17 protein-coding genes are annotated in these 25561 nt (G+C 72.1%); 11 read left to right on the top strand and 6 right to left on the bottom strand.

The features are described 5' to 3' along the window. The first annotated feature begins 50 nt into the window (after positions 1-50). The 3 genes from ACIQPT_RS35405 (at position 51) to ACIQPT_RS35395 (ending at position 3617) form a co-directional block, all read left to right on the top strand. Complete coding sequence (locus tag ACIQPT_RS35405; protein WP_401162160.1) at positions 51-839, top strand: sugar phosphate isomerase/epimerase family protein; 789 nt, start codon at positions 51-53, stop codon at positions 837-839. 156 nt (positions 840-995) lie between these two features. Beyond that, a complete protein-coding gene (locus tag ACIQPT_RS35400; RefSeq protein WP_401162158.1) occupies positions 996-2828 on the top strand; it encodes a glycoside hydrolase family 3 protein in 1833 nt (610 codons plus the stop codon). Positions 2829-2954: 126 nt separating this feature from the next. After that, positions 2955-3617 carry a hypothetical protein gene (locus ACIQPT_RS35395; RefSeq protein WP_401162156.1) on the top strand — a complete coding sequence of 221 codons (663 nt, stop codon included), beginning with the start codon at positions 2955-2957 and terminating at the stop codon, positions 3615-3617. Between the two features lie 56 nt (positions 3618-3673). Here ACIQPT_RS35395 and ACIQPT_RS35390 read toward each other — a convergent pair whose 3' ends face one another. The 3 genes from ACIQPT_RS35390 to ACIQPT_RS35380 all read right to left on the bottom strand — a co-directional run bounded on the left by ACIQPT_RS35390 (position 3674) and on the right by ACIQPT_RS35380 (position 9511). Next, positions 3674-5158: a S28 family serine protease gene (locus ACIQPT_RS35390; protein WP_401162155.1), complete on the bottom strand. Its 1485-nt coding sequence runs from the start codon at positions 5156-5158 to the stop codon at positions 3674-3676. A 116-nt stretch (positions 5159-5274) separates the two neighbouring features. Beyond that, on the bottom strand, positions 5275-5640 hold the full coding sequence (locus ACIQPT_RS35385) for a hypothetical protein (protein WP_401162153.1): 366 nt from the start codon (positions 5638-5640) through the stop codon (positions 5275-5277). Between the two features lie 136 nt (positions 5641-5776). Further along, positions 5777-9511 (bottom strand): ABC transporter ATP-binding protein, encoded by a 3735-nt coding sequence (locus tag ACIQPT_RS35380; RefSeq protein ID WP_401162152.1) that lies wholly within the window; start codon positions 9509-9511, stop codon positions 5777-5779. Between the two features lie 220 nt (positions 9512-9731). Here ACIQPT_RS35380 and ACIQPT_RS35375 point away from each other — a divergent pair, with 220 nt between their 5' ends. Both ACIQPT_RS35375 and ACIQPT_RS35370 read left to right on the top strand, forming a co-directional pair. Then, positions 9732-10121, top strand: coding sequence for a type II toxin-antitoxin system RelE/ParE family toxin (locus tag ACIQPT_RS35375; RefSeq protein WP_401162150.1), 390 nt, complete (start codon positions 9732-9734; stop codon positions 10119-10121). Then, a complete protein-coding gene (locus tag ACIQPT_RS35370) occupies positions 10121-10540 on the top strand; it encodes a helix-turn-helix domain-containing protein (RefSeq protein ID WP_401162148.1) in 420 nt (139 codons plus the stop codon). Before ACIQPT_RS35375 ends, ACIQPT_RS35370 begins: the two co-directional genes overlap by 1 nt. 48 nt (positions 10541-10588) lie before the next feature. On the opposite strand, the gene ACIQPT_RS35365 is transcribed toward ACIQPT_RS35370, so the two are convergent. The 3 genes from ACIQPT_RS35365 to ACIQPT_RS35355 all read right to left on the bottom strand — a co-directional run bounded on the left by ACIQPT_RS35365 (position 10589) and on the right by ACIQPT_RS35355 (position 14885). Then, entirely contained in the window at positions 10589-12271 is a 1683-nt protein-coding gene (locus ACIQPT_RS35365) for a thiamine pyrophosphate-binding protein (protein WP_401162146.1), read from the bottom strand. Then, on the bottom strand, positions 12268-13257 hold the full coding sequence (gene speB, locus ACIQPT_RS35360) for an agmatinase (RefSeq protein ID WP_401162144.1): 990 nt from the start codon (positions 13255-13257) through the stop codon (positions 12268-12270). Before speB ends, ACIQPT_RS35365 begins: the two co-directional genes overlap by 4 nt. Before the next feature lie 131 nt (positions 13258-13388). Then, positions 13389-14885 (bottom strand): sodium:solute symporter, encoded by a 1497-nt coding sequence (locus tag ACIQPT_RS35355; RefSeq protein ID WP_401162143.1) that lies wholly within the window; start codon positions 14883-14885, stop codon positions 13389-13391. A 104-nt stretch (positions 14886-14989) separates the two neighbouring features. On the opposite strand from ACIQPT_RS35355, the gene ACIQPT_RS35350 reads away from it, so the two are divergent. The 6 genes from ACIQPT_RS35350 (at position 14990) to ACIQPT_RS35325 (ending at position 25377) form a co-directional block, all read left to right on the top strand. Then, the gene (locus ACIQPT_RS35350) at positions 14990-16588 is read left to right on the top strand and encodes a PucR family transcriptional regulator (protein ID WP_401162141.1); all 1599 of its coding nucleotides are present in this window, start codon (positions 14990-14992) and stop codon (positions 16586-16588) included. A 151-nt stretch (positions 16589-16739) separates the two neighbouring features. Further along, on the top strand, positions 16740-17045 hold the full coding sequence (locus ACIQPT_RS35345) for a hypothetical protein (RefSeq protein ID WP_401162139.1): 306 nt from the start codon (positions 16740-16742) through the stop codon (positions 17043-17045). 182 nt (positions 17046-17227) lie between these two features. Next, entirely contained in the window at positions 17228-18571 is a 1344-nt protein-coding gene (gene eccD / locus ACIQPT_RS35340; protein ID WP_401162220.1) for a type VII secretion integral membrane protein EccD, read from the top strand. A gap of 409 nt (positions 18572-18980) precedes the next feature. After that, on the top strand, positions 18981-19883 hold the full coding sequence (locus tag ACIQPT_RS35335) for a MinD/ParA family protein (protein ID WP_401162138.1): 903 nt from the start codon (positions 18981-18983) through the stop codon (positions 19881-19883). A gap of 5 nt (positions 19884-19888) precedes the next feature. Then, entirely contained in the window at positions 19889-23881 is a 3993-nt protein-coding gene (gene eccCa, locus ACIQPT_RS35330) for a type VII secretion protein EccCa (protein WP_401162136.1), read from the top strand. A 77-nt stretch (positions 23882-23958) separates the two neighbouring features. Then, positions 23959-25377, top strand: a complete 1419-nt coding sequence (locus tag ACIQPT_RS35325) for a DUF6177 family protein (protein ID WP_401162134.1) — start codon at positions 23959-23961, stop codon at positions 25375-25377. The last annotated feature ends 184 nt before the right edge of the window (positions 25378-25561 follow it).

Below are 25561 nucleotides of genomic sequence, written 5' to 3'. Positions count from 1 at the left end.
TCGGTCAGGTCATCGGCACAGGTCGTCGGCACAAGGGAAGGACACGCACGATGAAGCTCGCATTCTCCACCCTCGGGGTTCCGGGGACGCCGGTCACCGAGGTCGTCCGGCTCGCCGCCGACCACGGCTACCAGGGGGTGGAGCTGCGCGTCCATCCGGAGGAGCCGGTGCACCTGGGGCTCTCGTCGCTGGAACGGGCCGATGTGGTCGAGGCGTTCAAGGCCGGCGGGGTGGAGATCCTGGCCCTCGCCGGTTATGTGAAGGCGGCCTCCGAGGAGGACGACGAGGCGGTCCTGGCGGAACTGTCCGAGCTGGTGAAGCTCGCCCGTGACCTGGGCGCGTCCTATGTCCGGGTGTTCCCCGGCGGTGGCGACCAGGAGCAGGCGGAGGCCGACGCGGCGGCCGCCCGGCGGCTCGGGTCCGCCGGCCCGGCAGCCGCCGACATGGGCGTGAGCATCCTGCTGGAGACCCATGACTCGCACCGCGCGGGCCTCGACGCGGCCCGGGTCGTCGCCACGGTCGGGCACCCCCGGATCGGCGCGATCTGGGATGTGCTGCACACCTGGCTCGCCGGGGAGGAGCCGGCCGCGAGCCATGCGGTGCTCGCCCCGCACCTGGGATACGTCCAGGTGAAGGACGTCGCGTCGGCGGAGGACCTCACTCCGCTGGCGCTGGGGGCCGGGGTGCTGCCGCTGGCGGAGTGCCTGGACGGGCTGGATCCGGACACCTGGGTGTGCTGGGAGTACGAGAAGCGCTGGCACCCGGGGGCGGCGGAGCTGCCGGGTCTGCTGGGCGCGGGCCGCGAGTACCTGCTGCGGCTCGGAGCGCCGAAGCAGTAGCCGAAGGCAGTGGGGATGGCGGTGGCGGCGGGGCCGTAGGCCGGGGGCCGATCGCGTGGGGGTGGTGCCGTGGGCGGCCCGGACCCTTGACCGGAAGTTACTTTCCCTATAAGCGTACTTCCTTGGAAGTTTCTTTCACCCCGGGAAGGAGCTCACGTGCCCCACCGCACCTCAAGACGCACCCTCCTCACCGCCACCGCCGCCGCCACGGCAGCGGCCGCCACCGGCGTCCTCGCCGCCCCCACCGCAGCCTCCGCGCACTCCGCCGACGCCTACACCGACCACCGGCTGCGGCGGATCATCGCCGGGATGAGCCTGGAGGAGAAGGTCGGCCAGCTCTTCGTGATGCGGGTCTACGGGCACTCCGCCACCGACCCCGACCAGGCCGACATCGACGCGAACCTCGCCGAGATCGGGGTGCGTACGGCCGCCGAGCTGATCGCCACGTACCACGTCGGCGGCATCATCTACTTCACCTGGGCGCACAACACCCGCGACCCGCACCAGATCGCCGACCTCTCCAACGGCCTCCAGCGCGCCGCGCTCGCCGGGCGCTCCCGGGTGCCGCTGCTCGTCTCCACCGACCAGGAGCACGGCATCGTCTGCCGGGTCGGCGAACCCGCCACGCTGCTGCCGGGCGCGATGGCCCTGGGCGCGGGCGGCTCGCGCTCCGACACCCGGCGGGCCGCCCGGATCGCGGGCGCCGAACTGGCCGCGCTCGGCATCAACCAGAACTACGCGCCGGACGCCGACGTCAACGTCAACCCGGCCAACCCGGTCATCGGCGTACGGTCCTTCGGCTCCGACCCCGACGCGGTGGCCGGCCTGGTCGCCGAGCAGGTGAAGGGGTATCAGGGCGCGGGCATCGCCGCGACCGCCAAGCACTTCCCCGGTCACGGCGACACGAACACCGACAGCCACACCGGGCTGCCCGTCATCAACCACACCCGCGCCCAGTGGGAGGAGCTGGACGCCCCGCCGTTCCGCTCCGCGATCCGGGCCCGGATCGACTCGATCATGACCGCGCACATCGTGGTCCCCGCACTCGACCCGTCCGAGGACCCGGCCACGCTCTCCCGGCCGATCCTCACCGGCATCCTCCGCGAGGAGCTGGGCTACGACGGGGTGGTGGTCACCGACTCGCTCGGCATGGAGGGGGTGCGCACGAAGTACGGCGACGACCGCGTGCCGGTCCTCGCGCTGCTGGCGGGCGTGGACCAGCTGCTGAACCCGCCGGACCTCTCCGTCGCCTGGAACGCGGTGCTGGAGGCGGTGCGCGGCGGCGAGATCAGCGAGGCGAGGATCGAGGAATCGATCCTGCGGATCCTGCGGCTGAAGAGCGGACTGGGCCTGTTCCGGGACCCGTTCGTCAGTCACCGGGGCGTCGAGCGCACGGTGGGCAGCCGCGCCCACCGGGCCGCCGCCGACCGGATCGCCGAGCGCACGACGACCCTGCTCGCCGACCCGGGCACGCTGCTGCCGCTCTCCCGCCGCACCCACCGCAAGCTGCTGGTGGTGGGCGCGGATCCGGCGTCGCCCTCCGGCACGACGGGCCCGCCGACCAGCACCCTGGCCAACGCCTTCGGTGAACTGGGCTTCACGGCACGGGCGTTGTCCACCGGTACGGCACCGGACCAGGCGAAGATCGCCGAGGCCGTCGCCGCCGCCGAGGGCAAGGACGCGGTGGTCGTGGCGACGTACAACGTCACGGCGAGCAGCTCGCAGCGCGCCCTCGTCACCGCCCTGGTGGCGACCGGCGTCCCGGTGGTCGCCGTCGCGATCCGCAACCCGTACGACGTCGCCCATCTCACCGGTACCGGGGTCGCGGCGAGCCTCGCCGCGTACTCCTGGACGGACGTCGAACTGCGCGCCGCCGCCCGGGTGATCGCGGGCCGCGCCGAACCGGAGGGCACCCTCCCGGTTCCGGTGCAGCGCGCGGACGACCCCACGCAGGTGCTGTATCCGGTGGGCCACGGACTGTCGTACTAGCCCTACGCCGACCGGACGGCCCGACCGTCCGGCCGCAGACGCAAAGCACCCCGAGCACCTGGCGTGGCCCCGCTCCGGCGGGCCGCGCCGGGTGTACGTCTTTACGGACGTATCGGGGGTTTCTTCATGGATGAGCACGCTTCCCCGGGGGACCGGAGCCGACGGCCCGCCCCACTGGCCACCCCGCCGGCCGCCCTGGTCGCGGTCCTGGCCGTGGCCGCGCTCCTGCTGCTGACGGGCTGCCGGATCCCGGACGGGACGGTCACCGACGACCGGGGGCCCGTCCCCGCCTCGCCCGGCCCGTCCCCGTACGGAGTGGTCTTCCTCGGGCCCGGCGACTGCAGTTCGCGGGGGCCGGAGATCCGGGAGGTGTTCTGCCGCAGCGAGAAGGCCGCGGCCACCGTCCTCGCCCGGCACCTCGGCACTCCGGCGTCGGGCCCGCCCTGCCCCGACACCACCGACTTCGTCCTGCATGTCTCCGAGACGGGCACCGGGGCGCGTTCCCGGCTCACCACCGGCTACGCCTGCATGCGGAATCTGGAGCCCCCGCATCCGGGCGACCCGGGGCAGGGCGGCGGCCCGCTGACCGTGGTCGGGGACTGCGTCACGGCGTCCCGCGCGGGCGAGGTCACGGAGACCGCCTGCGAGGACACGGGCGGACGCGCGCCGCGCTACCGGGTGGAGTCGGCGGTGCAGCGGCGGGCCCAGTGCCCCGGCACCACGGACCTGTTCGTCTCCCTGGGCGGGGACAGGCCGGTGGGCTGCGCCCGCCGGACACCGGGAAGGTGACCCGCGGGCACAGCCCACCTGCGTGAGACCGGGGCGGCGGCGTGACGGCGTGACGTCTACCGGCGCAGCATGGCCTCGTCGCGCTCGATCTCACCGTTGCGCTGGTCCAGCCTCGAGTTGAACTTCGCCAGCGGCTTCGCCTTCGACGGGTCCGCCTCGACGGCCGCCGGGGCGACGCCCGCCCAGCGCAGGATGTCGGCGGTGGCCTTCGCCTTCTGGGCCTCGGGGAGACCGGAGACCTTCGCACCGTGGTTGCCGCCGGGGACGGTGTAGACGGCACTGTCCTTCGCGCCGCGCCCGAGGCGGAACGGCTCCGCGCTCCACGGGTCGTTCTCGCCGTTGACGTACATCATCTGCCGGGCGTTGTTCCTGACCCAGCTGTCGATGTCCCGCATCGCGCCCCGGTCGAACTTCATCGGGATGGAGCGGGGCACGAAGTTGCGCGGGGGCTGGTAGCCGTAGCGGCTCAGGTTGCCGAGCCAGGGCTGCTTGATGTCCGGCGAACCGAGCTGGGTGCCCGCCTGGTAGTAGTACGGGGTGTACGTCTCCAGGCCCTGGTCGGCGTAGGCGGAGAAGCCGGAGATGGCGTCGACGGAGTTCCAGATGTCGTCGTCGGTGGCCTTCTTGGCGTCGGCCGGGAGGTCCACGCAGTCGGCGAGCAGGCTGTACTGCCAGAACGCGAACGTGTAGTCCATGACCGTGGCCTCGTAGGCGCGGTCGAGGGAGCCGACGGTGTTGAAGGTCCAGCCGTTGGCGGCGGCCTGCTCCTTGTACTTCTTCTGGAGCGGGGCCCGGCGGATCAGCGCCTCGCGCTGCACACCGGCCAGCTTGTCGCGGCACTCCTTGGTACCGACGTCGCGGAAGAACCGGTCGTACGCCGAGTCCTCCTTGTCGACGACGTCGTTGGGCGCGACGTAGGCGACGACGCCGTCCATGTCCTTCGGGTAGAAGCGCTCGAAGTACGTGGCGGTCATGCCGCCCTTGGACCCGCCGGTGGCCAGCCACTTCTTGTCGTAGATCTTCTTCAGCGCCGTGAACACCCGGTGCTGGTCGCTGGCGGCCTGCCAGATGTCCAGCTTGGACCAGTCGGCCGGGGCCGGACGGGACGGGGTGAAGTAGCGGTACTCCAGCGAGACCTGGTTGCCGTCGACGATCTGCGTCGGCTCGCTGCGGCTGGGGTTCGTGGAGACGTTGTAGCCGCTGGTGAAGAAGACCGTCGGGCGGCTCACGTCCTTGTGCAGCAGGGTCAGGCGCTGCTGGAACGTGCCCTTGGACGGGCGCCGGTGGTCGACCGGCTGGGTGTAGTTGAGGACGAAGTAGCGGTAGCCCTCGTACGGCTTCTCCTCGATCAGACTCATCCCCGGGATGGCCAGGATGCGGTCCTTGATGTCCTCGTTGCTCGCTTCGCCGCCCTTGGCAGCGCCGCTGCTCAGCTTCGCGGCCGGCTCCGCGGCGGTGGCCGCACCGGCCGAGGCCCCCGTGGCTCCGACCGTACCTATGAGCACGGCGAGCGAGAGAACCCCTGTGAGTGACTTGCGCATGCACTCTCCCCTTGATTCACAACAGTCGCCGTGAACTTATCGGGGCAACACACGCCACGCCAGACCCGGTTGTCCGTGTCAGTGGGCAATATCGGCAAACGGGCCCGGCGGAGGTGTCAGCAGAGGATCCATCCGGTGGAGACGGACTTCTTACCGATCGCACCGGTGGCCCGGACGCAGCGGTTGAGCGCGTTGACCGTGACCGGCCCGGCCATCTTCGTGTATGAGCCCTTGTCGGAGACCTTGCGTCCGCCGCGCGGCTGGAGCGTGACGCTCATCGTCCGCCGTTTGCCGGGCTTCTTCGCGACGGTCACCGCGCAGACGTGGGCGCGGCTCTTGTAGACGCGCAGCTCGCCCGTGGAGAACCCGACCGTCTTCGCCGGGCGGCCGGTGCAGGCGGAGGCGGCCTGCGCGGTGGCGGGGGCGGCGAGCAGGGGGACGAGTCCGGCCAGCAGGGGCAGGACGAGGAGACGGACCAGCAACGGCCGCCTCTTCGCGGCCGCCGGTCTCGCCGGTCCCGCAGCTATGTCGAACACGTTCGCCCCCACCTGACGTCTGTACGCACCTGTGCGTCCCTGGCTACGACGCAGCAGACCCCCGGGAGGTTGCACCGCCGGTTCAGACGCCCGCGGGCTCGTCCTCCCCTATGCCCTCGCCGATGAAGGTGCGCCACAGCCGGGCGTACCGCCCGTCCCGGGCGAGCAGCTCGCCGTGCGTGCCGTCCTCGACGACGCGCCCGTGGTCCATGACCACGACGCGGTCGGCGCGGGCGGCGGTGGTCAGCCGGTGGGCCACCACCAGCGTGGTGCGGCGGCCGGTGAGCCGGTCGGTGGCCTGGTTGACCAGGGCCTCGGTGGCGAGGTCCAGGGCGGCGGTGGCCTCGTCCAGGAGGAGGACGTCCGGGTCCACGAGCTCGGCGCGGGCCAGCGCGATGAGCTGGCGCTGCCCGGCGGAGAGGTTGCGGCCGCGCTCGGCGACCTCGTGGAGATAGCCGTCCTCCAGCGTGGCGATCATCTCGTGCGCGCCGACCGCCCGGGCGGCGGCCTCCACCTTGGCGTCGGTGGCGTCGGGCAGCCCGTAGGCGATGGCGTCGCGGACCGTGCCGGCGAAGAGGTACGCCTCCTGCGGGACGACGCCGAGGCGGTGCCGGTAGGCGGTCATGTCGAGGCGGCGCAGATCGGTGCCGTCGGCGGTGACCCGGCCGCTGGTGGGGTCGTAGTACCGGGCGACGAGCTTGACCAGGGTCGACTTCCCGGCCCCCGTCTCGCCGACGAACGCCACCGTCTGGCCGGCCGGGATGCGCAGGTCGACACCGGTGAGGGCCTCCTCGTCGGAGCCGTACGCGAAGGAGACGTCCTCGAACGCGATCTCGCCGCGCAGCGAGAGCACGTCGAGCGGCTCGTCCGGGTCGGCGGTCGAGGTGGGCTCGCGCAGCAGCTCCTGGATCCGGCCGAGGGAGACGGTGGCCTGCTGGTAGCCGTCGAAGACCTGGGAGAGCTGCTGGACGGGGGCGAAGAACAGCTCGATGTAGAGGAGGTAGGCGACCAGGGCTCCGGTGGTCAGCGTGCCGTTGTCGATCCGGCCCGCGCCGACGATCATGACCGCGGCGGCGGCGACGGAGGCCAGCAGCTGGACGAACGGGAAGTAGACGGAGATCAGCCACTGGCCGCGTACCCGGGCCTGGCGGTAGTGGTCGCTGCGCTCGGTGAAGCGGGCGGCCCCGTCCCGCTCGCGGCCGAAGGCCTGGACGATACGGAGGCCGGAGACGGACTCCTGGAGGTCGGCGTTGACGGCGCTGATGCGGGTCCGGGCCAGTTCGTACGCCTTGACGCTGCTGCGCCGGAAGAAGAAGGTGCCGATGATCAGCACGGGCAGGGTGGCGAAGACGACGAGGGCGAGCTGGATGTCCAGGACGAGCAGCGCGACCATGATGCCGAAGAAGGTGACCACGGAGACGAAGGCGGTGACGAGTCCGGTCTGGAGGAACGTGGAGAGCGCGTCCACGTCCGTCGTCATCCGGGTCATGATGCGGCCGGTCAGTTCGCGCTCGTAGTAGTCGAGGCCGAGGCGCTGGAGCTGGGCGAAGATCTTCAGGCGGAGCGAGTAGAGCACCCGCTCGCCGGTCCGGCCGGTCATCCGGATCTCGCCGGTCTGCGCCACCCACTGGACGAGCACGACGACGAGCGCGATCGCCGAGGCGGCCCACACCGCGCCGGTCGAGAGCTGGGTGACGCCCTCGTCGATGCCGTGCCGGATCAGGACCGGCAGCAGCAGGCCCATGCCCGCGTCGACGGCGACGAGCCCGAGGCTGATCAGCAGGACCGCGCCGAAGCCGCGCAGCAGCCGGCGCAGCCCGTAGGACTCCTCCGCCCGCACAGCGGCGGCCTCGTCGACCTGCGGGGTGTCCGTGGCGGGCGGCAGGGCCTCGACCTGGGCGAGCAGTTCGGGCGTCGCGGGCATACCGGCGACCGTGGTGTCCCGCTCCTCCTCCTCGCGGACCCACAGCGCGGGGGTGATGCCGCGCTCCGCGTCGAACTCGGCGTCCAGCTCCTCCTGGAGGGCGCGGTCGTCGCCCTCGGGGTCCGCCCCGGTGCGCGGCGGCCGGTGGCCGGGCGAGGTGCCGCCGAGCTCGTCGGGGTCGGTGAGCAGGCGGCGGTAGAGCGCGGAGGTGCGCTCCAGCTCCTCGTGGGTGCCGATCGCGGCGAGCTTCCCGCCGTCCAGGACGGCGATGCGGTCGGCGAGCTGGAGGGTGGAGCGGCGATGGGCGATGAGGAGGGTGGTACGCCCCGCCATCACCTGTTTGAGGGCCTCGTGGATCTCGTGCTCGACGCGGGCGTCGACGGCGGAGGTCGCGTCGTCGAGGAGGAGGAGCCGGGGGTCGGTGAGGATGGCGCGGGCGAGGGCGACGCGCTGGCGCTGGCCGCCGGAGAGGGTGAGCCCGTGCTCGCCGACGGTGGTGTCGTACCCCTTGGGCAGGTCGGCGATGAACCGGTCGGCCTGGGCGGCGCGGGCGGCCTGCTCGATCTGCTCCTGGGTGGCGTCGGGGAAGCCGTAGGCGATGTTGGCGCGGACGGTGTCGGAGAACAGGAAGCTGTCCTCGGGGACCAGCCCGATGGCGGAGCGCAGGGACGCCTGGGTGAGCTCGCGGACGTCGTGGCCGCCGATGAGGACGGCCCCGTGGGAGACGTCGTAGAAGCGGGGCAGCAGGAGCGAGACGGTGGACTTGCCGCTGCCGGACGCGCCGACGACGGCGACGGTCTCCCCCGGTTCGACGGTGAGCGAGAACCCGTCGAGAACGGGCCGCTCCTCGTCGTAGCCGAACCGTACGTCGTCGAACTCGATCCCGGCCGGGGCGTCGGCGGGCAGCTCCTTCGTACCGTCCTGCATGGAGGGCTCGGTGTCGATGAGCTCCAGGACGCGCTCCACACCGGCGCGGGCCTGCTGGCCGACGGTGAGGACCATGGCGAGCATCCGGACCGGGCCGACGAGCTGGGCGAGGTAGGTGGAGAAGGCGACGAACGTGCCGAGGGTGATCTCGCCCCGGGTGGCCAGCCAGCCGCCGAGGGCGAGCATGGCGACCTGGCCGAGGGCGGGCACGGCCTGGAGGGCGGGGGTGTAGCGGGAGTTCAGCCGGATGGTGCGCAGCCGCCCGGCGAACAGCCGGCGCCCGACCTCGCGGAGCTTGCCGGTCTCCTGGTCCTCCTGGCCGAAGCCCTTGACGACCCGGACCCCGGAGACGGCCCCGTCGACGACTCCGGCGACGGCGGCGGCCTGGCTCTGGGCGTACCAGGTGGCGGGGAAGAGGCGGGTACGGGAGCGGCGGGCGATGAACCAGAGGGCGGGGGCGACGGCGAGGGCGACGAGGGTCAGGGGCAGCGAGAGCCACGCCATGATCACCAGGGAGATGAGGAAGAGCAGCACGTTCCCGATGGTCATCGGGAGCATGAACAGCAGCCCCTGGATCAGCTGGAGGTCGCTGGTGGCCCGGCCGACGACCTGCCCGGTGGACAGCTCGTCCTGACGCTTCCCGTCGAGCCGGGTGATGGTCGCGTACATGTCCGTACGCAGGTCGTGCTGGACGTCCAGGGCGAGCCGGCCGCCGTAGTACCGGCGGATGTAGGTCGCTATGTAGACGAGGAGGGCCGCGCCGATGAGCAGCCCGGTCCAGACCCCGAGGGAGCGGGTGTGCTCGGTGACCACGTCGTCGATGATCACCTTGGTGATGAGCGGTACGAGGGCCATGACGGCCATACCGGCGAGCGACGAGCCGAGAGCGAGCACGACGTTGCGCCGGTACCGCCACGCGTACCCGGTCAGCCGCCGGCCCCACCCCTGTTGCTCTGCGCCCGTCACGCGTTGCCTCCCGTTTCGCCCCGTGTGCCCGTGTCCGGTCGCCCGGATCGCGGACCTGCTCTACCGGAAGGCACCAACATCAGGGGGAGCGGATTTCATCCCTCCGCAACAAATGGGGGTGGGTGGGGGGTGCGACAACCGATCCGGGCAGATCACCCGTGCGGGTGACTGCACAGGGAAGACGGACGTCATACACTGGAGCATCTATACGTTCCGATATATGGATACGCCCTATGTGATCGAGATCGAACCCGAGGTTCGGCTGTGGCTGATGAACCTGCCGTTCAACGACTTCCTCGTGGTCGAACACGTCGCCGACCTGTTGCGGGAGCACCCCACGACCCTCGGGGAGCCATATTCCCGGCACCTCGGCGACGGTGTCCGCGAGCTGCGGTTCAGCCTGGGCCGACGGGGGTTCGCGACCCGGATTCCCTATTGGCTCGCACCGGATCGCCGGATCGTTCTGCTTACCGTCTTCCGCAAGACCCGGCAGCGGGAGACGGCCGAGGTCGCCCGCGCCAAGCGCGCCAAGGTGCTCTGCGAGACCCAGCACCAACCGGCTCACGATGTGTACACGCGTACAGCCGACGAGGAGAAGGAGAAGCGGTAATGGTCAGCCACGCACGCTGGAAGTTCGCCCGCGACGAGAAGGTCGCCCAGGGGATCGCCGAGGACCCCGAGGTGGAGCGGCGGCGCGAGGAGATCTCCCTCGCGTTCGACCTCGGACAGGCCGTGTACGACCGGCGGGTCTCCCTCGGCATCTCACAGACCGAGCTGGCCCGGCGCGCCGGCATGACACAGCCTCAGGTCTCGAAGCTGGAGCTGGGCGGCACGGTCCCCACCGTGCCGCTGCTGGCACGGCTGGCCCGTGCCATGGAAGCGATGTTCCGGATGGAGCTGTTCGGAAGCAGCATCCGCGTGACGTTCACCGACCTCGACGGTGACGCACCGGAGGCGGCGGGTCGGGCCTCCCGGCCCGAGGAATCGGGAGCCGTCGACGACCAGGCCCCGCGGGCGGCACAGGGGTAGCCCGCACGCGATGCGTGCGGGCTACCCCTGCCCCCGTAACCACGCGCCCTACAGATGCGTCGGCTCGAACATCCGCAGCAGCGCCGGAAGCACGACGACGGACGGGCCCGGGGCAGCCAGTGCCTTGCTCAGATCCCCGGCGAGGGACTCCGGTGTCGTACGGACGGCGGGGACGCCGAAGGACTCGGCGAGCGCGACGAAGTCCGGGCGGGACAGCTCGGTGGCGGTGGACTCGCCGAAGGCGCCCGTCATGTACTCGCGCAGGATCCCGTAGCCGCCGTCGTCGACGATCAGCCAGGTCAGCGGCAGGTCGTACTGGCGGGCGGTCGCCAGCTCCGCGATGGAGTACATCGCGCCGCCGTCGCCGGAGACCGCGAGCACGGGCTTCGTCGGGTCGGCGGCGGCGGCCCCGATGGCCGCCGGGAAGCCGTAGCCGAGGCCGCCCGCGCCCTGGGCGGAGTGCATGGTGTTGGGCCGCCGCGCGTCGAACGCGGACCAGGCCCAGTACGCCAGGATCGTCATGTCCCAGAAGCTGGGCGCGTTGTCGGGCAGCGCCTCACGGACGGCGGCGAGGACCTGCTGCTCCAGGGTGAGTTCCTGGGCGTCGATCCGGACCCGTACCTTCTCCAGCACCGTACGCACACGCTCCGCGGCACCCGCGTCCTCGCGAGGCTCCACGGCCTCCAGGAGGTCGGCCAGCGCCTCGCGGGCGTCGGAGTGGATGCCGAGGGCGGGGTGGTTGGACTCCAGCTTCCCGGCGTCCGCCTCGATCTGGATCACCCGGCCGCGCGGGCGGAAGGTGTGGTAGTTCGAGGAGAGTTCGCCGAGCCCCGAGCCGACGACGAGCAGGACGTCCGCGTCCTCCAGGAAGTCGGTGGTGTGCCGGTCCTCCAGCCAGGAGCGCAGCGACAGCGGGTGCTCCCAGGGGAAGGCGCCCTTGCCGCCGAAGGTGGTGACGACGGGGGCGTCGATCTTCTCGGCCAGCGCGAGGAGCTTGCCGGAGGCGTCGGAGCGGACGACTCCGCCGCCCGCGATGATCACGGGCCGCTCGGCGTTCGACAGCAGATGGGCCGCGGCGATCGTCAGCTCGGGGCGCGGGTAGAGCTCGCGCGGGGTGGCGTCCATGGCGCTGACGACCGGCAGGGTCGTCTCGGCCAGCAGCACGTCCTGCGGGATCTCCACCCAGACCGGCCCGTGCGGGGCGGTCAGGGCGGACTCCCAGGCGGCGGCGATCGCGGACGGGATCTGCGAGGCGGAACGCACGGTGTGGACGGACTTCACGATGTCGCGGACGGAGGCCTGCTGGTCGCGCAGCTCGTGGAGATAGCCGTGCCGCCCGCCGCCGAGCCCGGCCGTGGGGATCTGGCTGGAGATGGCGAGGACGGGCGCGGAGGCGGCGGCCGCCTCCTGGAGCGCGGCGAGCGAGGTCAGCGCCCCGGGCCCGGTGGACAGGAGCAGCGGCGCGACCTCCCCCGTGATCCGGCCGTACGCGTCGGCGGCGAAGCCCGCGTTGTTCTCGACGCGGAGTCCGACGTACGAGAGGGAGGAGCGGCGCAGCGCGTCGAACATGCCGAGCGCGTGCTGGCCGGGCAGCCCGAAGACGGTGGTCGCGCCGAGCCCCTGGAGGGACTCGACGACGAGGTCACCGCCGTTGCGGCCGGCCGGCGGGTCCAGTACGGCAGCGGCCTGCGCGGCGGTGAGCTGCGGCCGGTCGTCGTGGTCGTGGCTCACTTGGCGTCCTCGGCTCCCGTGGTTTCCTTCTCCGCCGCGATCTGGCGGGACATGATCGTCGTCAGCTCGTACGCGGCGTGGGAGGCGGCCACGGAGGTGATCTCGGCGTGGTCGTACGCGGGGGCGACCTCGACCAGGTCGGCGGAGACCAGGTGGCAGGAGGAGAGCCCGCGCAGGATCTCCAGCAGCTCGCGGGAGGTGAGGCCGCCGGCCTCGGGGGTGCCGGTGCCGGGGGCGTGCGCGGGGTCCAGCACGTCGATGTCGATGGAGATGTAGAGCGGCCGGTCGCCGATGCGCTGACGGAGCTGGTCGGCGATCTCGTCGACGCCGCGCCGCATGACGTCGGCGGAGGTGACGATGCCGAAGCCCATCTTCTCGTCGTCGGTCAGGTCCTGCTTGCCGTAGAGCGGGCCGCGGGTGCCGACGTGGGAGAGGGCGGAGGTGTCGAGGATGCCCTCCTCGACGGCCCGGCGGAACGGGGTGCCGTGGGTGTACTCGGCGCCGAAGTAGGTGTCCCAGGTGTCCAGGTGCGCGTCGAAGTGGAGCAGGGCGACGGGCCCGTGCTTCTTGGCGACGGAGCGCAGGAGGGGCAGGGCGATGGTGTGGTCGCCGCCGAGGGTCATCAGGCGTGCGCCGGTGCCCAGCAGGTCGTCGGCCGCGCCCTCGATGGTCTCGACGGCCTCGTTGATGTTGAACGGGTTCGCCGCGATGTCCCCGGCGTCGGCGACCTGCGCGAGGGCGAACGGGGATGCGTCCTGGGCGGGGTTGTACGGGCGCAGCAGCCGGGAGGCCTCACGGATGGCGTTGCCGCCGAAGCGGGCGCCGGGCCGGTAGGAGACCCCGGTGTCGAAGGGCACGCCGACGACGGCGACGTCGGTGCGCCCGACCTCGTCGAGCCGGGGCAGCCGGGCGAACGTCGCGGGCCCGGCGTACCGCGGGACGCGGGAGGAGTCGATGGGTCCGCGCGGCGCATCGGTGCTGCTCATGGGGGGTGCCTTTCCTTCAGTACGGGATTCGTACAGGTTTCGTACGGTGTCAAGTGTGCGGGCAAATTCAGCCCGTCCGGCGATGGAGGACGTCTTTGAGGCCGGCCGGGACCAGCCCGAGGGTTCCGTCCTCAAACGCCGGACGGGCTGGGTGCGCCGGAGTCGCCGGCGGCAGCCAGGGCCTCCGGGGCGGGCTCAGCGCGGCCCGCCAACCGCTCACGCCACGCGGCCAGCACGGCCGCATCCGTGGGCGGCGTAGCCAGCGACACGACCACGTACACGGCCAGCGACGCCAGCAGCCCGTAATAGATCGGCTGGTTCGCGAGGATCCCGTAGTGCCACATCAGCCCGACCACCGCGACACCCCCGACGCACACCGCCGACAGCGCCCCCGCCGCCGTGCCGCGCCGCCACAGCAGCCCGCCGATGATCGGCACGAGCAGCCCGCCGACCAGCAGGTTGTACGCGACGGTCAGCGCCTCGACCACATCGTTCAGCGCGATGGCGATGAGGATGACGCCGACGCCCATGATCAGGATGAAGACCCGGTTGCCCTTGACCTCGTCCTGCGGTTCATCGCCGCCCCCGCCCCGGCCGACGACGCCCCGCAACCGCGACCAGATGTCGTTGTTGGCGACGGTCGCGCAGGCGATCAGCGCGCCGGAGGACGTCGACATCACGGCGGCCAGCGCGGCGGCGAGCACCAGCCCGCGCACCCCCATCGGCAGCTCGTCCTTGACGATCGTCGCGAAGGCGGCGTCCGCGCTCGCCAGGTTCGGGTACATCACCTTGGCGGCGGTACCGATGACCGCCCCGGCGATGGCGTAGACGAGACAGTACGTACCGGCGACCGTCCCGCCCCAACGAGCCGTGGTGTCGCTGCGCGCGGTGAAGACGCGCTGCCAGATGTCCTGTCCGATGAGCATGCCGAAGGTGTAGATCAGCACGTACGTGAAGATCGTCTCGCCGCCGATGCCGAGCGGGTCGAAGTACTCGGTCGGCAGCTGGGCCTTCATCTCGCTGAAGCCGCCCGCCTTGACGACGGCGATCGGCAGGAGGAGCAGCAGCACCCCGATGGTCTTGACGACGAACTGGACCATGTCGGTGAGCGTGATCGACCACATGCCGCCGAGCGTCGAGTACGCGACGACGATCGCACCGCCGAGGACGATCGCGACCGTGCGGTTCACGTCGAAGAGGACGTCGAAGATGGTGGCGTACGCGATGGTCGAGGTGACCGCGAGCATCAGCGTGTACGCCCACATCACGACGCCGGAGATGATCCCGGCCTTGCCGCCGTAGCGCAGGTCGAGCATCTCGGAGACGGTGTAGACCTTCAGCCGGGCGATCCGCGCCGAGAAGAAGACGGACAGCGCGAGCAGCCCGAGGCCGATGGTGAAGACCATCCACGCGCCGGAGAGGCCGTACTGGTAGCCGAGCCCGACACCGCCGATGGTGGACGCGCCGCCGAGGACGATCGCGGCCATGGTGCCGGAGTACATCCCCGGTCCGAGGCGGCGGCCCGCGACCAGGAATTCGCTCTTCGACTTGGCGCGGCGCATGCCCCACCAGCCCATGGCGAGCATGCCGGCCAGGTAGACGACGATCACGGCGTAGTCGACAGCCATGGGCTTCCCTCCGTCTCGCGCAAACAGATGTACGTGCGAGGAAGACGGTAGGTGGCCGAAAGCCGACGCTGAAGTGTACGTTTCCTCCATTCCCGCCACACCGAATGGATGAACCGTCCATGCCGACTCCTCCCGCAGGCACCCCACAGCCGACTCCGCCGCCACCCGGCCCGCCGACCCCGCCCATCCCCCTGGCGGAACTCCTGGCCAGGGAGGAGCTGGGCCTGCGCCGGATCGCGGGTCCGGCGGACGCCGACCTGCTCTGGGTGCACACCTCGGAGATGGCCGACCCGTATCCGTATCTGCTGGGCGGCGAGCTGCTGCTGAGCGCCGGGGTGCTGCTGACGGACCCGGACCACTACGTCGGCAGGCTGGTGGAGGCGGGGGCGGCGGCGCTGGGCTTCGGGGTACGGCCGGTGTACGAGAGCGTCCCCGACGCACTCATCGAGGCGTGCGACCGCTACGGCCTCCCGCTGCTGGAGGTGCCGCCCAAGACCCCGTTCACCACGATCGCGCGGGCGGTGTGGCGGCTGATGGCCGAGGCGCGCCACCGCGAGCTGCGCCGGGTGACCCGCGCCCAGCAGGCCCTGGCGACGGCGGCGGCCCGCCCCGACCCCGTACCGGCGGTCCTCCACCAGCTCGCGGCGCAGCTCGGCGGCCGGGCGGTGCTGCTGACGGCACGGGGCGAGGAGGTCCACGCGGCGGGCCGCGCCCCGGCCGATGAGCCCCCCACGGCGGGCCGTCGGCTGCCCCCGGATGCGGCGGGAGCCCTGACCCGCCTGGCCCGGGTGGTGGCCCGCGAACGCCCCGGCTCCCCCACCTCGGCCACCGACACCCACGACGGCACCCACCTGGCCGCGTACGCGCTGGGTGGCGGCGAGGGCCTGGTGCTGGCGCTCGCGACCCGGCACCGGGAGTCCGGCGACCACACGGTGGCGGGCATCGCGGTGGTCCTCCTCTCCCTCCTGGCCGCCCCCCACCAGGGCGCGGACGCGGCGGGCCGTTCGGCGGCCCTGGTCCGCATGCTCCTGGGCGCCTCCCCCGCCGAGGTGGCCCCGCTGCTCGGCTCCACCGGCCCCTGGACGGTGATCCACGCCCGCCGCACGAACGGCGCCCCGGCGGACGCCCTGACCGCCGGCGCCCTGGGCGCGTCGCTGGGCACGGCCCTGGTCGACGCGGGCCGCGGGGGCGACGAGGCGGTACGGGTACTGCTGCCGAGCCCTCTCGGAACGGAGCCGAATCCGGCCCGGGCCGATCCCGCTACGGATTCCCGCAGCGCCACCGGCCACGATCCGGCCCGGGTCACCCCGCAGCCCGGCTGGACGCTCGGCGCGTCCGCCCCCACACCCGTCACTGCTCTCGACGCCGCCGACCACCTGGCCGCCCGCGCCCTGGCCCACGCACAGGCGACCCGCGCCCCGCTGACGGTGGACGCCCCCGCGAGCGGCCTCGCCGCCCTGGTACCGCCCGAACAGGCGGCCGCCCACGCCCGCGCCCTCCTCGCCCCGCTCACCACACCCCTGGCCGACACCCTGCGCTGCTGGCTCTCGCTCCACGGCAACTGGGACCGTACGGCGGTGGCCCTGGCCGTCCACCGCAACACCGTGCGCCAACGCATCGGGCGGTGCGGGGAGTTGCTGGGCAGGGACCTGGACGACATGGACGTACGGGCGGAGTTGTGGTTCGCGCTGCGGCAGGGGTGAGCCCCCGGGGGACCCGCGGCCACGGCTACGGCCGCGACGCCGTACAGGGCACGTGCACGCCTCTCTCCGGCCGGAGTGCGAGCGCGATGGCCGCCCTGGTGTGCACGCCGTGACCACCCCTCGGTATGTTGCAGTGGCAAAGGGGGATCGCGTGGCACGGGATTACGACAGTCAACTGCTGGAATCGGTGGGGGTACGCCGCCGCAGGATGCGCGATGCCCTGCTCTTCGGCGTGGGGCGCGCACGACGCACCGCCGACGAACGCCTCGGGAAGGTTTTCGCGGGCATCGCCATCACCGCCGTACTCTGCGCCGGGTGCGTCGGCTGGTCCTTCCTCCAGCACACGCTGGAGAAACAGAAGGCCGAGCAGGAGAAGCAGCAACAGCAGCGTCAGGCGCAGCGGTACGAACCGCCGACGCATTCCGCTTCGCCTTCCGGCCCGGAGAAGGGCCCCTGATCGCCTTCCGGCCGAGGAACGACCGGAGAACGACCAGGTGGCCGGAAATGCATCCGGGCACGCGTTGCAGGCGGTATTTCGCCGAACTCGGAAATGCGCCAACTTCACTACGCACTTTGCCCAATTGGCCCGAATTTTCGGAAAATCACGATGATAGGTTTCCGTAAGTGGTGAGCACAGCAATGACGTCCCGCTCGGAACTGAGCCGGGTGACCCTGGTCGGTGAGCGGCGCCGGGCCGACATCGTGCTGCCCTCGGACACGCCCATCGGTCAGCTTCTCCCGGACATCCTGCAGTTGCTGGACGACCGCGCGGCGTCACGGCCGTTGACCAGGCAGTTGATCACCTCCGACGGTTCGGCCCTGCCGCACGACAGCACGCTCGCCTCGGCCGGTGTCAGCGACGGTGCCGTGCTGCGCCTGGTCCGGACCCACGCGGCGCCGCCCGCCCCGGTGGTCCACGACGTCACGGACCAAGTGGCCGACAGTCTCGACCTGCAAGCCTGGCGCTGGCGTCCGGCCGCGCGCAGGGTCGCCGCCGGGGCGTCGACCGTGGCCTTCGCCGTGATCGCCGCCCTGTTGGCCCGCCGTGAATTCCCGCTCGGCACGCTGGCCGTCGCGCTGGCGGTCGTCACCGCCGTCCTTCTCGTGGGCGGCGCGCTGTGCGCCCGGATCGGGACGGGCAACCGCGGACTGGCGACCGCGCTGCTGTTCGTCTCGGGCGGCCTCGGCGTCCTCACGGCCTGGACCGCGGCCGACGCGTACGACTGGTCGGGCCCGGCCCGGCTCGCCGCGGTGGCGGCTGCGGTGGCCCTGGCCCTACTGCTGCTCGGGATTTTCTCGCCGCTCGGCCGCGGTGGCCTGATCGGCGCGGGCTCCACGGCGGTCATGGCCGCGGTGTGGGAGGCCGTCGCCGCGGTGGAGTCGGATCCGGCCCGGCTGGGCGCCGTGATGGCGGTGTTCTCCGTGGTGCTGCTCGGCATGCTGCCCCGGCTCGCCCTGATGGCGTCCGGGCTCACCGCACTCGACGACCGGCGGTCGGGCGGGGTGTCGGTCAGCCGCCACGACGTGGCCGACGCGCTGGCCGCCACGCACCGCGGACTCGCCCTCGCGACCGTGGTCACCGCGGTCTCGGCGACGGCGGCGGGCTGGCTGCTCACCCTGACCGCCCGGCCGACCGTGTGGACCGTGCTCCTGCCCTCGCTGGTGGCGGTGGTCCTGCTGTCGAGGGCCCGTGCGTTCCCGCTGGTGGCCGAGGTGGTGGCCCTGTTCGCCGCTGCGGCGGTGCTTCTCGTACGCCTCGTGATGCTGTGGATGGAGCAGGCGTCCGGGGGTGCGGGCCCCGTCGTCGTGCTCGGCGTGGCGGCGTTGCTGCCGCTGCTCGCCCTGTCGGTGGAGCCGCCCGAGCATGTACGGGTGCGGCTGCGGCGCACCGCCGACCTGGTCGAGTCCATCGGCATGGTGGGGCTGTTCCCGCTCGCCATCGGCGTGTTCGGCATGTACGGCCAGTTGCTCGACAAGTTCTGACATTCATGCGCGGGCGGCTCCGGTCGGGGCATCGGAGCGGAGGAGAAGGGCAGACATGCCGAACGCGGACAACTGGCAGGGTGATGTGCTGCGCGATCTGAGGGGTACGCCCCCGCCGCGCGCGCAGGGCCACGGCCCGGCGCGGGAACAGGCGCGGGAACAGGCGCGGGAACATACGGGAGCACAGCCGCGGGATCAGCATCAGCCTCCCCAGCCGCAGCCCCCGTCCCAGTCCCAGTCCCAGTCCCAGTCCCAGCCTCCGTCCCCGTCCCCGTCCCCGTCTCAAGAACGTACGGGTACCCAGGCGCGGGCGTCGCAGGTGCCGAGCCCGGACGCCGCCGCGGCAACCGCCCCCGCCGCTCCCCCGGCGCGTACGCAACGGCCCGTCCGCTCCCCCGACTCACGGCCCGTGGTGGACAGCGCCCTGTCCGGTACGGCACGCCGGCCCCGGCAGGGTGAGCCGGCCGCCGCGCGAATAACGCGCGCGCTACGGCGGATCGTTTCCTCGTCTGCGGCACGTGAGGTCGCCGAGATCACCCGCACCGCCGAGCGGATCCAGCAGCCGGTGACGACCGGCCGGCAGATCGCCGTCACCTCCATCCGGGGCGGTGCGGGCAAGACGACGGTGGCTGCCCTGCTCGGCACGGCGTACGCGCACTACCGCCACGACCCGGTCCTCCTCGTCGAGGCCGATCCCGCGCTCGGTTCGCTGCCGCTGCGTCTCGGCGCGGAGACGCTGCGCTGGACCACGGCGGATCTGGCGGACATCGTGGAGCCGCAGATGTCGCTGCTCGACGTCACCGGCTATCTCGTCCAGCTCCCCGACAACGCCTGGCTGCTGCCCGGCAGTCAGGGCCGGATCGGGGCGATGCTGGACACGGCGGCGTACGAGCGGGTCATGGTGGCGCTGCGCCGGTACTTCGGGGTGACCGTGGTCGACTGCGAGACGCTGCCCGCCGAGGTCGCCCGGGTCGCGCTCTCGGCCGCCCAGGCCCGCGTACTGGCCGCCCCCGCCACGCTGGACGGCGTCACCAGCACGTACGCGGTCCTCCAGTGGATGCAGGGGCTGCCCCGCCACCTGATCGCCGGGACCGTGGTGGCGCTGACCAGCACGACGGCCCGCCCCGGGATCGATGTGGAGGCGGCCGCCGAGAAGCTCCGGTCCACCGGCGCGGCCGTCCATGTCCTGCCCCACGACCGGCATCTGGCAGCAGGCGGAGAACTCCGCACCGAACTGCTCGCCCGGCCGACACGACTGGCCGCCACCCGACTGGCCGCCGAGGTCTTCCAGCTCTCCCAGAAGCGCCGGTAACACCCATGAGCACCCGACTGATCCACCGCCCCGCCCGGACCACCCGTCCGCCGGCCGCACCCGCGCCCCGCACCATCGAGGCCCCGCCCAACCTCCCCGAGGGGAAGGCGGGCAACATCGCGATGTCGCTGCTGCCGGTCGCCGGGGTCATGTCGTCCGTCGTGATGATGACGGTGATCCGCAACAGCCAGTTCGCCGCCCTCGGCGCGATCATCCTCGTGGTCACCGTCATCGGCTCCGTGGCCCTGCTCTTCTCGCAGCGCGGCAAGGCCCAGCGCACCCGGCGCACCCAGCGCGAGGCGTATCTCGCCTATGTGGAGGACCTGCGGGAGGAGCTCTCGGGCGAGGAGCGCGAGCGACGTGAGCGCGCCGACGTCCTGAACCCCCCGCCGTACGCCCTGTACGACATCGTGCGGGACCCGGCGCGCCTCTGGGAGCGGCGCAGGATCGACGACGACTTCCTGCGTGTGCGGGTCGGCACCGGCGAGATGCCCGTACGGGATCTGCAGATCGCCGAGCCGGGGTCGACGGTGCTCACACCGCCCGACCTGTTCATGCTCAACGAGGCGTCGGCGCTGGTGAACCGGTTCCGCAACGGCACCGAACTGCCGCTCACCGTCCCGCTGGACCGGATCGGCAACGTCAGTGTGATCGGCCCCCGCGAGGACTGTCTGCGGGTGGCCCGTGCCCTGCTGGTCCAGACGGCCGCCCTGCACGCCCCCGACGACGTGGCGATCGCCCTCGCGGCGCCGGGCGACCGCATGGCCGACTGGGAATGGGCCAAGTGGCTGCCGCATCTGCTCGACACCGAGCAGTACGACGGCCCGGTCGCCGCGCGCCGCATCGCCCCCTCCGCCCCACAGCTCGCCCGGCAGATCGGGGCGGAGCTGCGCCGCCGGGCCTCGTACGCGGCCGAGGTCCGCCGGGGCCTGGCCGGCCGGGACGCGCTGTCCATGAACTCCCGGCTGCTCGTCGTCACCGACGGGCACGGCGAGGACGCCGTCGACCTGCCGCGCCCGGACGACGCCGTCGGTCTGCGGGAGATGGGCGTCACGGTGCTGCATCTGCTGGAGCAGCGGGTGCAGGAGCCGGGACACGTCAGCGTACGGATCACCGTCGACGGCACGGACGTGACCATCGAGGACCTCCGGACGCCGGAGCCCGTGGAGGCGCACGGCACGGTGGACGAGGCGGGCATCCCGTTCGCCGAGGGTCTGGCCCGGATGCTGGCGCCCCTGCGGCTGTCCGCCGAGTCCCTGGCCGACGCCCCGCTGTCCGGGCCGGTGGAGTTCGCGGCGATGCTCGGCATCGACGACGTGGCCCGGCTCGACCTGGACCGGCTGTGGGCGCCGCGCGGCGAACGCGCCTTCCTGCGCGTCCCGATCGGCATCAGCGACTCCCACGAGCCGGTGCTGCTGGACCTCAAGGAGTCCTCGGAGCTGGGGATGGGCCCGCACGGTCTGTGCGTGGGCGCGACGGGTTCGGGAAAATCGGAGCTGCTGCGCACCCTGGTCCTCGCCCTGGTGGCCACGCATCCGCCGGAGGATCTGGCGCTCGTGCTGGTCGACTACAAGGGCGGGGCGACGTTCGCGCCGTTCGCGGAGCTGCCGCACGTGGCCGGGGTCATCACCAACCTGGAGAACCAGGCGGGGCTCGTCGAGCGGGTCCACTCCTCCCTCGCCGGTGAGGTCAAGCGCCGCCAGCAGGCCCTCAAGGACGCGGGGAACGTCGCGGACATCGGGGACTACGCGGCCCTGCGCGCCGAGAAGCGGCCGGACCTGGATCCGCTGCCGCATCTGTTCGTGGTGATCGACGAGTTCGGCGAACTGCTCACCGCCAAGCCGGACTTCATCGATCTATTTCTCTCCATCGGCCGGATCGGCCGCTCCATCGGCGTGCATCTGCTGCTCTCCAGCCAGCGCATCGAGGGCGGCAAGCTCAAGGGCCTGGACACCTACCTCTCCTACCGGCTCGGCCTGCGGACCTTCTCCGCCGACGAGTCCCGCACGGTCCTGGACACGACGGACGCCTTCCACCTGCCTCCGCTGCCCGGCTTCGGCTATCTGAAGGTCGACACGAGCCACTACGCCCGGTTCAAGGCGGGCTATGTGTCGGGCGGTTACCGCGGCCCGGTCCGTAGCACCGAGGACGAGGAGACGGGCCCGCTCGCGCTGTCGTACGAGGCGTTCAACACGTTGGCCGGACCGGACGAGGCACGGCAGTCCCCGGAACCGGCGTCCCGCCGCCGCGAGACGGGACCGACGGAACTCGGTGTGATGGTCGACCAGTTGACCGGAGCCGCCACCGCCGTACGGAGCATCTGGCTGCCGCCGCTGCCCACGGCCACGGCCCTCGACACCGTCGCCGGCCCGCTGGACATCGGACCGCACGGGATGCGGCTGACCGGAGCGGTCACGGAAGGACGCCGGAGGCCGCTCCGCGTCCCCGTCGGCCTGCTCGACGACCCGGCCAAGCAGTGGCAGGGGCAGTGGTTCCTGGACCTCACGGTGGCGGGCGGCCACGCGGCGGTGATCGGCGGACCGCAGTCGGGCAAGACGACGCTGCTGCGCACGCTCGTCCTCTCCCTCGCGCTCACCCACACCCCGCGCGAGATCGGCGTCTACGGCCTCGACCTCGTCGGCGGCGGCCTCCAGGCGCTGTCAGGTCTGCCGCACGTCGGCGGCATCGCGGGCCGCGCGGACCGGGAGCGGGCGGCGCGCACCGTCGAGGAGGTCCGCACGATGCTCGCGCTGCGCGAGGACCTCTTCCGCGAGCACGCCATCGACTCGGTCGAGCAGCTGCGCACCCTGCACGCGGCCGGCCAACTGCCCGAACTCGCCTCGGCCGAGATCCTCCTCGTCATCGACGGATTCGGTGCGCTGCGCGACGACTTCGACGAGCTGGACGACGCGATCGCCGACATCCTCAAGCGCGGCGGCGGCTACGGGATCCACATCGTCGCGGGCATGCTGCGCTGGAACGACGTACGCATCGCCATCCAGTCCAACTTCGGCACCCGTGTCGAGCTGCGCCTGAACGACCCCGGCGAGTCCAGCATCGACCGCAAGCTCGCCGAGACCCTGTCGCCCGACGAACCCGGCCGCGTCCTCACCGACGGAAAGCTCTTCGCCCAGGTGGCGCTACCGCGTACGGACGGGGTCGACGACACGGCGGACCTGGGTGCGGTCCTGGAGCGTACGGCCCGTACGGTCCGGGCCACCTGGAACGGCGAAGTGGCCCAGCCGGTGCGGGTGTTGCCACATGTCCTGGAGCCGCACTCGCTGCCGGGCCCGGCAGCCGAACCCACGCGCGTACCGATCGGACTCGACCAGTCGGCGCTCGCGCCCGTACTGCTCGACCTGTTCCAGCACGACCAGCACCTGCTGGTGCTGGGAGACAGCGAATGCGGCAAGACGAACCTGCTGCGGACCGTCGCACACGGCCTCATCGACCGGTACGGCGAGGACGAGTTGGTGTTCGCGGTGATGGATCCGCGGCGCTCGCTGCGTGGTGCGATCCCGGAGGAGTTCAACGGGGGCTACGCGTACAACTCCAAGCTGTGTGCAGGCCTTTCGGCGGGGATCGCCACCGAACTGGAGAAGCGGCTGCCCGACGAGAACGCCCGCCTGGAGGATCTGGAGCCGGGCAACTGGGGCAAGGGCCCGCGCATCGTGGTCCTGGTCGACGACTACGACGTCCTCACGACCGCGGGCCAGTCCCCGCTGTCACCGTTCCTGCCGTACATCCCCTCGGCGGTCGACATCGGCCTCCACTTCGTCCTGACCCGCCGGGTCGCCGGAGCGTCGCGGGGCATGTACGAGCCGCTGGTGCAGGGGCTGCGGGAATCGGGGTCCTCGGCGCTGCTGATGGCGGGCGACCGCAGCGAGGGCCAGCTGTTCCCCGGCGTGTACGCCTCCCAACAGGCTCCCGGGCGCGGAGTGTTCATCCGCAGGGGACAGCCGAACCGCCTGATCCAGACGGTGTACGCGCCGACGTGAGGCGTGTGCGGGGATGCCCCCCGCACACGCCCCCTGCACACCCACCGCCGACCGACAAAGGACCGGACACCCCCTCCATGACCAAGGACGTCATCGCCCTCACCCCCCGTATGCCCGAACCGTGGGCCGTGCTGGCGGGCCTGCTCTCCGGCGGCCCGGACAAACTGGTGGGCACCCGGGGCGAGGGTGCGGTGATACAGCTCTGCGACGCGGAGGGCCGCCCGCTCGTCTCCGTGGAGGCCCCGCTGCTGGTCTCCGTCGAGGGCGAGGCCGAGCGGCTGCTCGGGACCACTGCGCCCCCGGTCCCGTACTGGTGGACGGAGGCACGCGCCACCACGGGGGTCGCGGAGGCGGAACAGCTCGCGGGCACGTTCGCGGCCCGGCTGGCCACGCTGGTGGGCGGCACCGCCTGGCCACCGGACGCGGTCGGTTCGATCGCCGTGGTGAAGACCGACGGCGTGAGCGTCGCGCCGGAACCCGCCGCGGCGCAGCCTGCCATCGACGTGCTCACCGACAAGGTCGCGGTCGTCATCCAGGACCGCCCGGTGGTGGCCATGACGGCCTGGCTGTCCGAAGCGTTCCGCGCGGCCGCGGAGGCAGGCCTCGGCCTCCAGATCGTCAGCCCGGCGGGCACCACGCTCTCCCCCGCCGTACGGGACGCCCTGACCGGCTGGCCGTCCCGCTGGATCGTCCAGGACGAACGCGACGGCTACTACGACGGCCTGACGGGCGCGGTACTGCGCTGGCAGGACGGCGCGTTCGACCCGGTCCTCTCCCCCGACGCCACGGACGACGACCCGCGCACCCCGGTGGCGGCCGCCTACCAGGAGGTCCGGGACACCGGCGAACGCCAACTGGGCCTGACGTTCCGCATGGTGCACCCGGCGGACGAGCGACTCGTCCTGGGCGGCGGCCTGGAGACGGTGTGGCGGGACCTGACGGGCGAACCGCCGGCCGGCTGGGGCACATCGGAACCGGCGACCCTTCCTTGGTCACTGCGCCGGCTGACGGACGTCGCGTACGAGCGGGCGCCGGAACCGACCTGGCTCGTGGTGGTCGGGAATCGCTCGCGACCGGGAATCGCGACCGTACGCATCACGCGAACGAAGGCGGGAGTGGAGGAGGAGGTCACGCTCGCGTTCGGCTACGGCGCCGACGAGAAGCCTCCGCTGGACGCCCTGCCCGCGGCCGCCGAAGCGCTCGCCACACGCCACCACCTCCAGTCGATGCTCGTACAACTTCGCAAAGCGCGCCGCGATGTGGCCGTACCGCCGCGCTTCGAGGGCCCGGGGGTCCCGCTGGCCTTCGTACTGGGTGCGGAGGAGGTCCGTGCGATGCCGGGAGACCGGGCGAGGCGCACTCCGCTGACCGGACAACCGGTGCAGCTCGGCCCGAGGACCAGGCCTGCTCTCTACTACCCGTTGCCGGGGGACCCCTCGGATCTGACGGGGTGGCAGGAGTTCGAGAGGCTGGTGCGGCACCTCAAGGGGGCGTAGATCCGCACCGGCCTCAATCTGGCTGATTGCAGATTGCAGTAGCGACTCCAGGGTTGATAAACATGGCCGTACGTGTGTTCGTTCGACGGGGTGGGGGATGTTGTGAAGTTCGATATGGGGGCGTCGGTTCTGTCGAGGCTGTTGTCGGATTCGCAGGGTGCGAGTACGGATCTGGGGACGTTGA

Source organism: Streptomyces sp. NPDC091289, from assembly GCF_044757365.1.
GTDB lineage: Bacteria > Actinomycetota > Actinomycetes > Streptomycetales > Streptomycetaceae > Streptomyces.
Note: the sequence above shows the minus strand (reverse complement) of the source record. Positions and strands in the feature narration are given on the sequence as shown.